This is a genomic window from Streptomyces neyagawaensis, assembly GCF_023516595.1.
GTDB classification, from domain to species: domain Bacteria; phylum Actinomycetota; class Actinomycetes; order Streptomycetales; family Streptomycetaceae; genus Streptomyces; species Streptomyces neyagawaensis.
The window spans coordinates 14,513-29,992 of the sequence record NZ_JAMGBG010000071.1; the positions used below are offsets into that span (position 1 = coordinate 14,513).

Consider the following 15,480-nt stretch of genomic DNA (forward strand, 5'->3'; position numbering starts at 1 on the left):
CTTCTAGACGACCGTCACCGTGACGGGCCAGGCTCCGCGGTCCAGCAGATCGAGGACGAGGGCGGCGATGTTCCACGCGTCGTCCTCACCGCGGTGATGGCGTCCCTCCAGAGGCAGTCCGGCGATCTGCAGGGCGTTTTTCATGCCGGGTTTCTTGCGCAGCCCGTACGCCGTGGAGAAAACGGCCTTGGCGTTGGTGTGGGTGCGCTCCGTCGGATAGCCGAACGGGTAGGCCACCCCGTCGGCCTGACTCTGCCGGGCGAATTGCAGACGGTCGTATTCGCCCCAGCTCGCCCAGGGACGCTCCCCGGCGCCGTACTCCTCGACGAGGACCCGGCAGGCCTCCGCGAAGGTGACACCCCGTTCGACCTCGGCTTGGGTCAGCCCCGTCAGCTCGGTGCAGAAGTCGCTCACCGTCGACCGGGCAGGCCGGACCAGAACACGGTGCCGGGACACACGGCGCCGGGCGGTTACGTCCACGACGGTGAGACCGACCTCGATGATCTCGCTCACGGAACCGGGCGGCGGCTGCCCGTCCCAGCAGGTGGCTTCCACATCGATGACGTTCAGCAGGGCGGATGGGTGACTCATGGAGCGAGGGTAGGGATGCGGGTCCAAAGCGGGCACCTCAATTTCCGGGCGCCCCCGTCCCCTCGGCCACCGCGACCCGAGCCGTACGGGCCGCCGCTCACGGCAGTTGGTCCGTCAGTGGTGCCAGGGCCTCGGCCGCCGCCACCGCTCGGGTCGCCTCCGCCCGTACCGTCTCGTCGTCGTCCGTCGTCGCCCGGGACTGGAGGACGGGGAGGGTGGCGGGGGCGGTGGGGTGGCCGAAGGCCAGGATCCACAGGGCTGCCGTGCGGACGTCGGGGTGGGGGTCCGTCGTCGCGAGGTGTCGCGTCAGGGCCGCGCCGGCGTCGCCGGGTTCGTGGACCGCGGACCAGCGGAGGGCCCAGACGCGGGCCCGGGAGCCGGGGTCGTCGACGGCGCGGGCGCGCAGGAGCGCGCGGGACTCGGGGTCCGCGCTCCAGTGCGCGCCCAGGACGTCGAGCGCGGCGCAGCGGACGCGGACCTCGTCGTCGGCGACCGCCCGCTCCCGGATGAAGTGCCGGGTGGCCGGGTCGTCGCCCCAGCGGCGGGCGAGGGTCTGGAGGGCGGAGTGGCGGACGTGGGCCTCGGGGTCGTTCAGGCAGCGGTCGACGACCGCCTCCCGGGTGCCGGGTTCCGTCCCGCGGTGGCCGCCGAGGAGTCGTACGGCGACGGCGCGGACCCCTTCGTCGATGTCGTCGGTCATGGCGTGGTGGACGCGGGCCCAGGTGTCGGGCGCGTCGGGATGGACGCGTACGAGTTCCTGGAGGGCCAGGCGGCGCATGTCGCCCGGTGTGTGGCCGTTGGCGTGGTCGGCGTGCGGGGCCGAGTCCGGGGCCGGTCGCTCGACGACCACGCTCCGGTCGCCCGCCTCGTAGCGCAGCAGCCGGGCGGCGGCGTCACGTACCAGAGGGCTCGCGTCGTCGGTGTGGCGTGCGCGGACCAGTTGCCAGGTGTCGTCCGCGCGGTCGTGGTGGACGAGCCGGCGCAGCGCGTACGCGCGGATCGGCGCCTCGGGGTCGCGGATCGCGCGATCACGGAGCAACGCGGCGGCGACGGCCGCGTCCCGGCCCACATAGCGGCGGACCATGAGGCGCAGCGCCTCCCAGCGGGTCTCCGGGGACGGGTCCTCCAGCGCGCGCCGGTGGACGATCCGGGCGGCGTCCCCGCTGTCGGGCCACAGCTTGCCCAGCACCTCCAGGGCCCGGCCCCGCACGCTCTCCGAGCCGTCGTCGACGACGCGTTCGGTGATCAGCGCCCAGAGTTCGGGGTCGGTGCGGCCGTGTTGACCGAGGAGGTACAGCGCGGCGCGGCGGCAGCCGACGCTGCGGTCGGCGGTGACGCGTTCGCGCAGCAGTTCCCAGGTCGCGGGGTCGTGGCCCCAGCGGGCGGCAAGTAGTTCCATGGCCTCGGCGCGGGCCACGGCGGAGCGGTAGTGGACGGCGACGACCCGTGCGAGTTCCCGGCTGTGGTGCAGGGAGCAGGCGAGCGCGGCGGAGGTCGCCACGCTCCAGCCGAACTGGCCCCGCAGATGGAACCAGCGCAGGAAACGCCGGCGCCCGCTCCAGTGGGCGCCGAACCCGGCCAGCACCGGGTGGACGCCCCGCAGTTCGCCGGGATGGCGGCCCTTGAGCGCGGCGTCGGAGAACAGGGCGATCACCTCGTCCACCACGGCCCGGCTCTCCTCGGCGAGCGAGCCGATCTTGCGTACCTCGCCCAGGGCGCGCACCGCCAGGACCAGCAGCCGGGTGTCGTTGCCGTCGGCCCGGAGGCGGTGCAGGGCGAGGAGGCGGGTGACGGCGGCACCGGCCTCGCGTACGCCGATCTGGCCGACGAGCAGCAGCAGGACCTCGTGCCAGGCGGGGTCGAGGGCCCGGCGGACGAAGATCTCGTCGATCAGCTCCTCCCGGCTCCACTCCCGTTCGCGGGTGTAGCGGCGGTCGATGTCCTCGGCGGCCAGGTACTCCAGGAACGCCCGGTGCACGAATCCGTACACCCCGCCGCCGTAGTGGCTGAAGATGAAGTTGCGCTCGCGGAACTGCCGGACCATGGTGCGGGCGGCGGCCACGGCCTCGGCGACCGGCAGTTCGTACTGCTCGCACAGGTACGTCTTGAAGGTGGCGAGCAGTTCGTCGCTGTGGATGTGGTTGCCGGCCAGGCCGCCGCGGCCGTTCTGCATCTGCCGGGCGACGAGCCGCAGCAGTTCGTGCCGGTCCTCGTCACCGAGGTACGACAGGGCCTCGGCGTCCGCGGGGACCCGCAGATGCTTGGCGTGCTCGTCCCAGTGGGCGACCAGGACGGCCACCGCGTGCCGGTACACGCCCTGGCGGTCGCGGGGCAGCTCCCGTCGCCTGCCGACCACGGCCAGGATCGTCAACAGCAGTGGGTTGCCGGCGAGTTCGCGGACGGGGCGGGAGTGGGCGACCGCCTGGGTGAGGCGGCGGGTGAGCCGGTCGGCGCGCTCGGGGTCGTGAGGGCAGGCGGCCGCGTACCACTGGCGGGCGAACAGGGCGATCTGTTCCTCGCTCAGGTCCTGGATCATGTGGTGCCGGAAGTCGGCGTGCTCCAGGACCGCCCGCTGGTAGCCGATGACCCGCGAGGTCACCACGATCCGTACGCCCGTCTCGCGGTACCGGCTCGCGAAGTCGGCGATACGGTGGCCGACCCGCTCGCGGGCGGCCGGTTCGAAGAGTTCGTCCAGGCCGTCGAAGACGACCACGGCGCGGCCCTGCCGCAGCAGCCGCTCCGTGATCGCGGGCGGTGGGGCCAGGCCGTTGGTCTCGTGCAGGTGGGCGAGGAACTTCTCGAAGGTGCGGTGCCGCCAGGGCCCGGCCGCGTACTCCCGTAACTCGACGACGAGCGGGACCCGTCCGGCCAGTGGCCGCAGCGGCCCCCGGGGGACACCGCCGGTCAGGGCGAGCGCCAGGTGCCGGGCCAGCGTCGACTTGCCCGCGCCGGGGTCGCCGAGGAGGACGAGCCGGTCGGCGTCACGGGCGGCGAGAAGCTGGAGCACGTCCCGCGCGGGCCGCTCCTGGTAGGCCTGCCGCGCCCGTTCCAGCGACTCCTGCTCCACGCCGGGCGGCAGTTCGACGGGCCAGTCACCCGTCTCCACCAGGCGGTTGAGGATGTCGCGGGGCAGTTCGACGGGCGGCGGGTCGGCCCGTACCAGCGGCGACACGAACACCTCACGCAGCGCGACCGGCGGGTGCTCGCCCTCCTCCGTCGGGATCAGCACGTCCAGGTCCAGCCGGCCGTAGCGCTCCCGCACGCGCACCGCGTACTGCTTCAACGCGGCCTGCTCGGCCTCCTCGTCGGGCGGCGGCACGGCGTCCGGCTCCGGGAGCGGCTGCACGTACAGGTTCTCGATGTACGTCGCGGGGCTGTGGTCGCCCGTCGTCGCGGCACGCACGTCCCGCCCGGCACCGATCGCACCGTCACCACCGGCATCGACCTGATTCGCGTCCTGCGCCATGGGGGGACGGTAGCGCTGCGGGCTTCGCCGCGTCCCCACCGTGACAATCCCGGTGGGGATCGCCCTCCGTGCAACCGTAGCCGTCCGGCAGGGATCTACGGGGAGACCGCCTGCGGGACAGCCGACGGCGGGCCCAGGGAGAGGACGGGACTGATGCGGAGACGGGTCTTTCTTTGGTGTGCGGGCGGTGTGCTCGTCGCCGCCCTCGCCGCCGGGGGCGTGTGGTGGAACTGGATTCGTGCGCCGTACGCTCTCGCGGACTCGCCGCGCATCGATGTGACGGTGCGGGCGGAGAGGTCCAGGTACCCCGACGTACGGGAGACCGCCGAGGACGTGGACACCCTCGTCCGGGTCTACGTCCAGCGGCTCGGGGCCGGGGACACGGAAGGACTCACCCGGCTCGCCGCACCCTCGTACCAGGGGGTGAGGGCAGCGGCTGCCGACGCGGTGCACACCTACGGGAAGGCGGCGAGCGGGCACGTCGAGGTGACCGTGCTGGAGGGGGTCGTCGATTACTTCAACCCGATCCGGGTGACCTTCGAGAAGACGGGTCAGCAGCAGGAGTTGCTCCTCGTCAAGGACGGAGGGCACTGGTGGCTCGCGCTGGGTGAGGGCGACCCGGCCGGTGGGGTGTAGGCGGGCGGGTCCTCACCGCCGCCTCATCCTCACCGTCACGGTTCACGGTGGGCCAGGGCAGCCCTCACACCGTCGCGAACCAGAGGTCCTGCCCGGAGAACTCCTCGACGTCCATCGACGAGAATCCCTCCGGGTGTCCGAACGCCTCGCCGAGCACTTCCGGACTGCAGGAGAGTTCCGGAGCCACCCACGAGGACACGGTGATGACCTCGCAGCCCAGCTCCGCCGCCGCACGGGCAGTCGGGGAGCCTGCCAACGTCACGCACAGCGGGAGGTCCCCGGAGACGATCGCCTCGTCCTCGTTCCCGCGTCTGAGGGAGCCCCATCCCTCCGGGGCCTCCCAGTCCCAGTCGAGGTCGAGTGCGCAGCGGCCGGCCAACTCCTCCATGACCCTTTTCGAGTCGAGCCAGGACCAGCTCGCGCGACGCCGGGCCGCCCGCCCGACCACGTCGGAGACGTTCACTTGGGCCCACCTCCGGGGGCGCCGTGGACCAGAGTCACACCTTGCTTGGTCGGCTTCTTGTAGACGTTGATGTAGTGGGTGAGTTCTCCGGTTCGCCCGACGACACCGACCGGACCGTTCGTCACGTAGACCTTCGCCTTCGGGTTGTTGCCACCGGACCACAGATTGTGTGCGTCAGCGTACGCCGCCGCGTCGAGCACCGCCTGCTCCGCATCCACACCCTTGAGGAAGACGCTCTTGGTGGCGCCGTCCCGGTCCTCGGCGGACAGGTCCTCCCGTCGGCGACCGGGCAGGTGCTTCGCCATCCCCTCATTGTCGATGGTGTACTTGCCGTTCGACAGTCGCCCGTGCCGGTCGATGCGGTAGTTCTTGTTCTTGAGCGACCGAAGGCTGGGGCGGTGGCTGAAGATCGCCGCCACGGTGCTCGGCACCAGGTAGGCGTCACCGTCGATGTCGTACCCGTAGCTGCCCACCCAGTTGTCGAACTGGGTGCCGTAGTCACATCCCGGCTGCCCGGGGCCGCCGCCGTTGCGGCAGTCGCCGTCGAAGATCCAGCCGGCGAACTCCGCCGTGTGCGGAACGTTGCTGACGATCCCGTAGAAGGTCTCACCGACCGACGAACAGAAGCCGGACAGGACTCCCCAGGAACCGCATCCGTCGTCGGCGTTGGTCGGCGGTACGGCGAAGTCCAGTCCGCCGCCGTCGTTGCCGCCGCCGGTGTCCGTCAGCGACGAGGAACCGCCGGGGGCGTCGTCGCACGAGCCGCTCATCACGGGGTTGCCCTTGCTGTCGAACGACAGGTCGCAGGACAGCCCCGTGGGGTCGCTGTAGGCGACGGGGTTGTTGAGCGAGTACGAGTAGGCGTTGAGGCTCTGCGGGGTGTACGGGGTGGTCAGCGGGTCCGGGCTGAGGAAGCGGCCGAGGCTCGCGTCATACATCCGGGCGCCCAGGATGGACAGACCCGTCGTGTCGTCCTCGGGCTTGCCGAGGAAGCCGCGGTCGGTGCCGGCGGGCAGCGCCGTGCTGCCGCGCTGGGCGCCGAAGGGCAGATAGCGGCGGCGCTGCGCGGTGCCCGTGGCGGTGTCGACGGTCAGCTGGGTGGATGCCTGGCCGTCGGACATGATCCAGTTGAGCTTGCTGGCGGTGGTGCTCACCGCTGTGCGCGAGGCGACGACCGCGGCGCCGTTGCCGTAGTAGCGCGTGGCCTTGGGTGTTCCGCTGGATGCCTTGTGGACCTCCTGGCCCTCGAGGTACAGGACGTTCTCCGTCGCCGACCTGCGGATCAGCACGTCGCCCTCGGCGTCGTAGACGTAGCCGGTGGTGGTGGCCCCGCTGGTCGCGGTGACCTGTCCGAGGACGTTCCACACGAGGTTCGTCGTGGCACCGTCGACGGTGCGGCTCTCGAGCCGGCCGGCGTCGTCGTAGGTGTAGCTGTCCGTGCCGGTGGGCGTCTTGATCGTCGAGACGGCGTGCGGGTGGGCGGCCCCGGCGGTGTACGTCGACTGGTCGGCGGAGTAGCCGGGGTAGACGTAGTCGCGGACGCTGCTGCCGGTCGCCGTGGTGCGGGTGACCTTCTGCAGGTTGCCGATTCCGTCGTAGGTGTAGTCGAGCTGGTACGGGTCCTGGTTGCCGGTGAGGTCGGACTGGAAGGGGCCGGAGCACCCGGTCGTCGCCGCCGAGGTCCAGGCTCGGGTGACGCGCCTCAGCTCGTCGTAGGTGAAGCACTCGTGCTGGCCGGTGAGGCGGTCCGCCAGGTCGGTGAGCTGGCCTGCGTTGTCGCGGAGGAAGTCGTCGTTCTGGACGGTGCCCTTCGTGCTGGTGGTCGTGGTGATGTTCTGCAGCCAGCCGGTGCCGGTGGCGTCGTCGTACGTGTACGAACGGCGGGCCGTGGTGCCGGTCGTGGCCGTGGTGCCATAGGTGCGGTCGGTGAGACGGCCCAGCCTGTCGAAGCCGGTGGAGTCGACGTACACCGTGTTGTTGAGGGTGCTGGTGAGCTTCTCCGGCTTGCCGTAGGTGTCGTAGACCGTGGTGACGGTCTCCGCGGGCAGGTCCCCGACGGCCGGGTAGGTCACGCTGGTCTGCTGGCCGCCCGTGTTGAAGGTGTAGGACGTCTTGTAGGTGCCCTGCAGACCGCTTCCGTCGGACGGGATCGTCGTCTGCTTCTCGGTGACGTTGCCCTCGACGTCGTAGGCGGTGATGGCGGTGGAGTACGCGTAGCTGCCCGCGTACGAGGTGGACGTGGCGAGTTGCCCGATGCCGCCCGGTGCCGTGTCGTAGGTGTTTCGGGCCAGCACGGTCGACCCGTTCTGCGTGGTCAGCAGCCGGTTCAGGGCATCGTAGGTGTACGTCACCACGTTGCCGTTGCCGTCCTTGACCGTCTCGATGTTGCCGTTGGCGTCGTAGGTGACGCCGGCGACGCCGTTCGGGTCGCTATCGAGGTCCTTGCCGCCGGTGCGCTCACCGAGCCAGTTGTAGGTGTGGGTGGTGATGTTGCCCTTGGAGTCGGTGATCTTCGAAAGCTCCCCCTTGCGGGTGTACTCGTAATACGTCGAGTACGTGGAGGGGCCGAACTCGACCACCCTGTCGACCTCGCCGAACACATTGGTGTAGGTGTTCGTGCGCTCGCCGACGGCGGGCATCGTGGTGGTGTAGTCGCCGTGGTAGTTGGTGCGCGTCTGGCCCTGCGTCTGTGCCTCGCCGTTCACCAGGACGCGCGACTCGGTGGTGCGGCCCGCGAAGTCGATGAGCAGGTCGGTGTAGGAGGGCAGGGTCTCCACGGTGGGCAGGACCATGCCGTCGATCCCGGCCGTCCCCGAGTTGTAGAACGGCGCGCTGGTGCCGGTGACGTTGCCCGAGGTGTCGTAGCGGGTGGAGACGACGGCCCGACCGGTGCCGGTGGGTGACTTGGTCTGGGTCTCCCGGATCCGACCGAGACCGTCGTAGAACTCGTACGAGGACGATATCTTCCCGGTGGACTCCAGGAGTGTCCTGGTGGTGACCTTCGGCGGCACGTTGGAGACGAGGCTGGGGACGCCCTCGCTGTTGGCCGTGGCGACGATGTCGTAGTCGTACTCCAGGGACGGCAGGCCGTCGGGGTAGCTCGCGACGCGTGAGGGCTTGAACACCTTCGAGATGCGGCCCACGGCGTCGTGCACGATGCGGGTCGTCCGGTCGTTGGCGTCCACAACCCGGTACGGGGTTCCCCACAGACGGGAGTAGTACGTGGTGGTGGACTGCGGTCCGGCACCGCCCGTGGTGCCGTCGGGGTCGGGCGTGGTCACCTTCACCCCGTTGACCGGCCAGGACGTCGCCGGTGAGTACGTGGTCGTGGTGGTCTTCTGCTTGGCGTCCCGCACCGTGGTCTGCCGGCCGCCCCCGTCGTACGTCGCGGTGGTCTCGCGGTAGTGGGTGGCGTCGGAGTACTTGCGTTCCGCGGTGACGTTGCCGTCGCCGGGCTTGTTGGCGGCGACCGAAGTGGCGCCGTCGTACAGGCTCACCGTGTAGGCGTCCTGGTTGGCCGACGAACGCGCGGCGCAGTCCTCCGCGTAGTGCCGGGTCTCGTCGGGCAGCACCATCCAGCGCTGCACCTGCGAGTCGGGGAAGTAGTCGGTGTTGTAGGCCCGGCCATAGGTCGTGCAGCGGTTGTCGCCCGTGGCGGACAACCCCCAGTCATTGGTGCGCAGGGGCAGGCCGTACTTGGTGGAGGCCGGCTCGGCGGTGTCGTACTCGTCCTTCACGACGTGCTCGCGCCAGCCGGTGGACGTCAGGTCGTGGGTGGTGGTCTTCGAGTCACGGACGAACCGGGCGTCGGGCAGACCGTCGTAGTGGGCGGTGGTGTGGACCCAGTACTCCTTCCAGACCCGCCTGTGGGACTGGCCCGATCCGTCCCGTTCGCTGGTCTCGAGCGTCTTCCCCTTGAGCCAGGCCGAGTCGGGCACCGGCGCACGACCGCTGTCGCCGTCGTCCACCGTCACGTCGCGCGTGGCGGACGGGTCGGTCTTGGAGGTGCGATCGCCGTCCATGCCCCGGTACAGCCAGTAGTACGTGGAGGCAGCGTTGGACTTGGTGCCGGTGTGGACCTCGACCTGCTTGTACCCGCGCCACTCGGTCCAGGACTCGTCCTCGTCCTTGGCCAGCGGGTCGTTGGGGAACGCCCAGGCGGGTTTGCCCACGTAGTCGTACGTGGTGGTCATGGTCGGATCGCCGTCGTTGCCGGAGCCCGCGCCGGGGCCCGGGTCGACGCTCACCTTGCCGACGACGTACTTCTTGAACCAGCCCGTCCGCTCGTCGGTGGAACCCTCCGGCACCCAGCGCTGCTTGAAGCAGGCCTGGGTGTTGTTGGACTCCGAGGGCGGGTTGTCGATGTCGCAGGTGTCCTGGTCGTCGTAGTGCCGGTAGGTGACGTTGACGAACGAGCCGAGGTCGCCGTGGATCTGGGTGACCCGGCGGAAGTTGAGGGTGCCGCCCCCGAGCTGGTTGTCCCGCCACTCGCCGTTGATGTTGATGGTCGGCAGGGTGAGGTCCTGCCCGTCGCCGTAGCCGCGGCGCTGGACGTAGTCGAGCCAGAGGGTGTTGTCGACGGTGCCCTCGGGGTTCGGCAGGCCGTACTTCATCTGGTACTGCATCGCCGGGTCCCACGGCGAGGAGTCGGTGTCCCGGACGAAGGTCTTGACGTCCCACAGCATCTTCGTGGCGAAGAAGGTCGGCGAGTACGTCTCACCGGTGATGGTCTTGCAGCCGTCGTCGGCGGCCGGATCGCACATCAGGTCCGTGGGGACATCCGGGTAGGAGTCCGGGGTGGAGGAGATCGCGGGACAGTCCGCCACCTGCCCGGCGGCCTCGCTCTCCAAGGGGTCCTTGTACGCCATGCGCTCTACGCAGCGGCCGACGTAGCTCAGGTCGATCTTGGCGGGCAGTTGGGCGCCGCTGATCTGGGACGCCCAGCCGTACTCGACGCGCACGGGATAGGCGGCGGAGTCGTACTCACGGGCCTGGTCGGTCAGGAGCACGGACCGGTAGTGGTTGCGCTCCTTCTCGTAGAAATAGGCGCTCTCCACCTCGTTGGGGTCGACAACACGGTCGAGCTGCCAGCGGTATGCCTGGGTGCGGACGCCGATGCCGCCGTCGTAGCCGGGCTCGCCGGGGTCGTTGCCGAACACCGGCACCGTGAGCACCGAGTCCGTGGCGGCGTTGTTGCGCTCGGAGCGGCCCCAGCCGAAGTAGTAGCGCATACCGTCCTGGGTGGAGATGACCCAGTACTCGTCGTCGGAGCCGTGCCCGCCTGTCAGATGCTGCACGCGCCAGCCCGGGTCGTCCTGGACGTGGTACGAACCGGTGCCGTTGCCGTCCTGGACGAGGGTGGAGGTGATGCCGTTGAAGCTGATGACGTACACGGCCCCGTCGACCTCGGTGTCCGAGTTCGGCGAGTCCCAGCACAGGTCGCCGACCCAGCCGGAGCCGCTGCCGTCATCCTGGCAGCCCCGGTAGCGGCGCTCGATGAAGCCGACGCCGTCCAGTTCCCAGCCGAGGCCCGCCCAGTTTGCCTGGGTGTTCTGGGCCGACGTCATGGCGTCCACGGACTGCGAGTTGTACGCGAGAGCAAGGGACGGCGCGGGCCCTGTGGGGGGTTCGGGTGCCTGGATGGGGAGGTTGTAGGTGAACGCACCGGAGCCGACCGACACGTCCCACGACCCCGAAGGCTTCAGCGACGACGCCCGGTAGTCCCCCGCCTCCGACGACGACCCGGAGGTCATCGCGTACACCGTCGCCGACGAGGTCGCGGCCATCGTCGACCGGGACAGGCCCGAGCCCTCACGCAGGGCCGGCTGGTCGGCGGTCGGGTCGCCGTCCGCCTGGACCGTGGCGGTGAGGGTGCCGTCGGCCACGTCGTTGCGGACGGGCACCGGCTTGGCCTTGCCCGGGGAGCAGCCCTTGGCCTTCGGGGTGGTCAGGGCGCACGCCGGGAGGGCGACCAGGCGCAGGCGGGAGGCGAAGTTGCCGCCGTGGGCGTACTTGAAGCCGGAGTAGTCGAAGGTGACCTGGACAGGGCCGGCGGTGGCCGTGCCGTCCCGCCGGGTGACCTCGACGCCGAGGCCGACGCCGCCGACCTTGGCCAGGCTCTTGTGGTCCAGGACCTTCACGTCCACCTTCGCGGGCACGGAGGTCCTGGCGGACTGGGCACTGAACTTGGCGGTCGCCGGGGGCGGGCCCACGGAGACCGCCGCGGCCTTGCCCTCCCCTTCCGGACCCGTGGGGGCGACGGGGACCTTCTTGCCGGTCTTCAGCCCGGACAGCGACACCCTGGCCTGCGCGCTTTTCGGCCAGACGGTACGGGCCGGCTTCGTCGGGGTCGCCTCCGCGCGGTCACGCGGGACGCCGCCCGCGGGCTGGGCCGGGACGTTCACGGGCTGCTTCCGGCCGGCCTTCGCGTGACCGGCGGCGTAGGCCGCGCTCTCCATGGTCGGCGCCGCCAGCAGCGAGGCCGTCAGGGTGGTGACCAGGACCAACGAGGCCCGTCTGCCCCGTACCCCGGTTGCCCGTGCGGCGCGGCCGCCGCTCGTCCACGTGCCACGTCTGCGCGTCAGTCGCACGGACCCATCCCCCACCCAGCCGGAGCCGGGAGCCCCCGGCGCGTCTACGAACCCGACCTGTCGCCAGGCCGAACGCAGCGTTCACGCCAGATGGTGATCAGATCACCGGTGGACGGTAAGTGGTCCCTGATCGACCGAGGTAGCCCCACATAATCGGATGATCCACACGAACCGTGATCTTACCCCTCCTTTACATATGTGATTCGCGCCACAATGGGGAACCATTTCGCCGCTAGTGGCCTGACCTGCGAGAACAGGTCTGGTGCGCCCGACGCCGAGGTGATTGAATCCAGCGGCTGTTCACACGCAACCAGGGGGAGGCTCCAGCATCATGAGCGCCGACACGGGCAGACCGAGCCGCAGACAGATCCTCAAGCGCGCCGTCGGCCTCGGCGGCGCGGCCGTGCTGGGCTCCGCCGTGCTCGCCGGCGCCGGTACCGCCGCCGCGGCCGTGCCCACATCCAAGCGCTTCGACCTCACCGACGCCTCCGACGAGTGGTTCCGCGAGATCCTGCTCCAGGACGTCCGGATCCTGCAGTCCTTCTCCTTCGACAACACCAACAAGCACCTCTACACGGTGCAGTTGGTACAGGCCGGACGCCAGCTCCCCGGCGAGAGCCGCACCTACACCGGCACCGAACGCGAAACCAACGGCGACCTGTGCGTCACCCGCCTCGACTGGCAGGGCTACATCATCGGCCGCATGTACCTGCGCGGCTTCGGCCACGGCGTCTCCATCGCCGCCGAACCCTCCGGCAACAGCGCCTACCTGTGGACCGAGACCAACGCCCTCGCCGACAGCCAGAACGTCGGCTACGGCACGAAGATCGCCCGCTTCAAGTTCGCCAACGGCGCCGTCCTCACACCGGACTCGCAGCTGGTGAGCATCTTCGACCCGGTGCCGGGCTCCGACCACAACACCGTCGCCATCGACCCCGTCAACAGCCGGATCGCGCACCGCCACCGCGTCAGCGGGACCTGGAAGTACAGCCTCTACGACCTCGCCGCCTTCAAGGCGAGGACGTTCACTCCCCTGGCCACCCTCATCCAGCCGGCCGTCCTCACCGGCCCCACCTTCCAGGGCTACGCCTCACTCGGCCAGTACCTCTACACCCTCGACGGCACCGCCTACACCTACGACTCCGCCGGCAACCGCACCAGCGAGAGCAACACCTACGTCACCTCCATCGACTGGAACACCGGGACCGTGGTGCAACGCAGCCTCACCAAGGCGGGCGAGAGCCTCTACTACCGGGAGCCGGAAGGACTGGCCATCCAGATCCCCGACACCGCCAACCCGGCGGCGGCCCGCCTCCACATCGGCTTCGGCTCCGAGGAATCGAAGACACTGACCGACAAGAAGGCCAGCTTCTACTACAAGGACCTGCTGGTCTGAGGCCGCGGGACCAGCGGGGCGCCGGCGGCGCACCCGTTCGCCGCCCGTCGGCCCCCTACCTCTCGTACAACCCCTCGATCTCCGTCGAGAACGCCTCCTCGATCGTCTCCCTCCGGAGCTTCATCGACGGAGTCAGATGGCCCGCCTCCTCCGTGAAGCCGCCGGGGAGGACGGTGAAGCGGCGGATGGACTCGGGGCGGGAGACGAGGCGGTTGGCCTCGTCGACGGCGCGTTGGAGGACCCTGAGCAGTTCCGGGTCGTCCACGAGGAGTTCCGGGGGAACGGCGTGCTTGCCGTTCATCTGGCGCCAGTGGGTGATGCCCTCGGGGTCGAGGGTCAGCAGGGCGGTGACGTAGGGGCGGCGGTCGCCGATGACCATGGCCTGGGCGATCAGCGGGTGGGAACGGAGCCAGTTCTCCAGCGGGGCCGGGGCCACGTTCTTGCCGCTGTCGGTGACCAGGATCTCCTTCTTGCGGCCGGTGATGGTGAGGTAGCCCTCCTCGTCGAGCCGGCCGATGTCGCCGGTGGCGAACCAACCGTCGGGGCCCGTGGGGACGACTCCGCCGGCCTGCGGGTCCCAGTAGCCGCGGAAGATCTGGCCGCCGTGGAGGAGGACCTCGCCGTCGGCGGCGATACGCACACGCGTGCCGGGCAGCGGCCGGCCGACCGTGCCGAGGCGGGGGCGGACCGGCGGGGTGACCGTCACGGCCGCCGTGGTCTCCGTCATGCCGTAGCCCTCGAAGACCTCGATGCCGGCGCCGGCGAAGAAGGCGGCCAGGCGGCGGCCGAGCGGGGAGCCGCCGCAGATGACGTAACGGACCCGGCCACCCAGGGCGTTGCGGATGCGGCGGTAGACGAGGGGGTCGTAGAAGGAGCGGGCCGCCCTGAGGAAGGCGGTGGGGCCGGGCCCGGTGCCGTGTTGCTCGGACTCCAGGGCCTCGCCGTAGCGGCGGGCCACGGCGGCGGCGCGGTCGAAGGAGGAGGCGCGGCCCATGCGTTCGGCGGAGGCGCGGGCCGTGTTGAAGACCTTCTCCAGGACGTACGGGATGAGCAGCAGGAACGTCGGCCGGAACGACTTCAGGTCCGCCAGCAGGTCCTCGGTGCGGAAGCTCGGCGAGTGGCCCACGCGGATCCGGGCCCGCATGCACGCGATCGCCACCATACGGCCGAAGACATGGGCGAGCGGGAGGAAGAGGAGCGTCGACGCCTCCTCGTCGGTCTTCGCGCGGAAGATCGGGTAGAGGAGGTCGATCGCGTTGTCGACCTCTGCGAAGAAGTTGCCGTGGGTGAGGGCGCAGCCCTTGGGGCGGCCGGTGGTGCCCGAGGTGTAGATGAGGGTCGCGAGGGTGTCGGGGCCCAGCACCCCGCGCCGTACGGCGACTTCCTGGTCGGACACGTCCCGGCCCCGTTCGGCGAGGCGTTCCATGTGGCCCTTGTCGAAGACCCACAGGTGGCGGAGGTCGGGGATGCGGTCGAGTTCGGGGCCGAGGGCGGCGGCCTGGCCGGACGCCTCCACGGCGAGGGCGACCGCGCCGGAGTCCTGGAGGATCCAGCGGGTCTGGAAGACGGAGGACGTGGGGTAGACGGGTACGGTGACGAGGCCCGCCGCCCAGGCCGCGAAGTCCAGGAGCGTCCACTCGTACGTCGTCCGCGCCATGATGGCGATACGGTCGCCCGGCATGAGGCCCTCGGCGATCAGGCCCTTCGCCACGGCGAGCACCTCCGCCGCGAACTCGGCCGCCGTCACGTCCCGCCAACGGCCGCCGTCCCCGGCGGGGTCGCCACCGCCGTTGCCGCCACCGCTGCCGTTCGCGTCCTCACGGCCGTCCCCGGGACCGCCGACCCGGCCGTCCTTGCCGCTGTCCCCACCGTTGCCCCTGCCGTCGCCCCTGCCGCTGTCCTTGCGGCTGAGGACGACCGCGCCGGGCTCGTGGTCCGCGTTGTCGAAGGGGATGTCCGCGAGCGAGCCGTAGGTGCCGGGCGTGACCAGCGGGGGGACGTAGGCCTCTCGTACCGTGCCGTCCAGCCGCTTCAACTCGGGTTCCACGAGCAGGGGTTCACTGCGATCGAGGCGGGACACGGGCGGCTCCTGGGCGTTCGGTGTGCCCGGATCGTACGGGGCCGGTGTGTGAGGTTCGTGTGAGTGTGGGGGTGGTCCGGGGATGTTCCGGGGGCGGGGATGTGCAGTGTCGTGCGGCGCTCCGCCGCAGGTCAAGGCGGCGTCAAATTACCTGAGGGTCGTTCATCTCCCCCACTCGCACACGCTGCTTCCGGCACCTTTACCTCGGGTAACCTGACTGGGGAGTAAGGAAGTGCGCCGCACCGGGGAGAAGGGGAA

Annotated in this window: 7 protein-coding genes; 2 read left to right on the forward strand and 5 right to left on the reverse strand. The window is 70.5% G+C overall.

Translation table 11 applies throughout. The features are described 5' to 3' along the window. Nucleotides 1-3 precede the first annotated feature (3 nt). On the reverse strand, nucleotides 4-591 hold the full coding sequence (locus M8J73_RS27745; protein WP_055542387.1) for a 3'-5' exonuclease: 588 nt from the start codon (nucleotides 589-591) through the stop codon (nucleotides 4-6). A 97-nt stretch (nucleotides 592-688) separates the two neighbouring features. Further along, nucleotides 689-4,057, reverse strand: coding sequence for a HEAT repeat domain-containing protein (locus M8J73_RS27750; RefSeq protein ID WP_249829220.1), 3,369 nt, complete (start codon nucleotides 4,055-4,057; stop codon nucleotides 689-691). 153 nt (nucleotides 4,058-4,210) lie between these two features. Here M8J73_RS27750 and M8J73_RS27755 point away from each other — a divergent pair, with 153 nt between their 5' ends. Beyond that, a complete protein-coding gene (locus M8J73_RS27755; RefSeq protein ID WP_240501088.1) occupies nucleotides 4,211-4,693 on the forward strand; it encodes a hypothetical protein in 483 nt (160 codons plus the stop codon). Between the two features lie 64 nt (nucleotides 4,694-4,757). Here M8J73_RS27755 and M8J73_RS27760 read toward each other — a convergent pair whose 3' ends face one another. Beyond that, on the reverse strand, nucleotides 4,758-5,156 hold the full coding sequence (locus M8J73_RS27760) for a hypothetical protein (RefSeq protein WP_055537644.1): 399 nt from the start codon (nucleotides 5,154-5,156) through the stop codon (nucleotides 4,758-4,760). After that, nucleotides 5,153-11,746 (reverse strand): RHS repeat domain-containing protein, encoded by a 6,594-nt coding sequence (locus M8J73_RS27765; RefSeq protein WP_249829221.1) that lies wholly within the window; start codon nucleotides 11,744-11,746, stop codon nucleotides 5,153-5,155. Before M8J73_RS27765 ends, M8J73_RS27760 begins: the two co-directional genes overlap by 4 nt. A 331-nt stretch (nucleotides 11,747-12,077) precedes the next feature. Here M8J73_RS27765 and M8J73_RS27770 point away from each other — a divergent pair, with 331 nt between their 5' ends. Continuing rightward, a complete protein-coding gene (locus M8J73_RS27770) occupies nucleotides 12,078-13,142 on the forward strand; it encodes a phage baseplate protein (protein ID WP_055537645.1) in 1,065 nt (354 codons plus the stop codon). Nucleotides 13,143-13,197: 55 nt separating this feature from the next. Here the strand turns inward: M8J73_RS27770 and M8J73_RS27775 are convergent, their stop codons facing one another. Continuing rightward, nucleotides 13,198-15,222: an AMP-dependent synthetase/ligase gene (locus M8J73_RS27775; RefSeq protein ID WP_249829222.1), complete on the reverse strand. Its 2,025-nt coding sequence runs from the start codon at nucleotides 15,220-15,222 to the stop codon at nucleotides 13,198-13,200. Nucleotides 15,223-15,480: the final 258 nt, after the last annotated feature.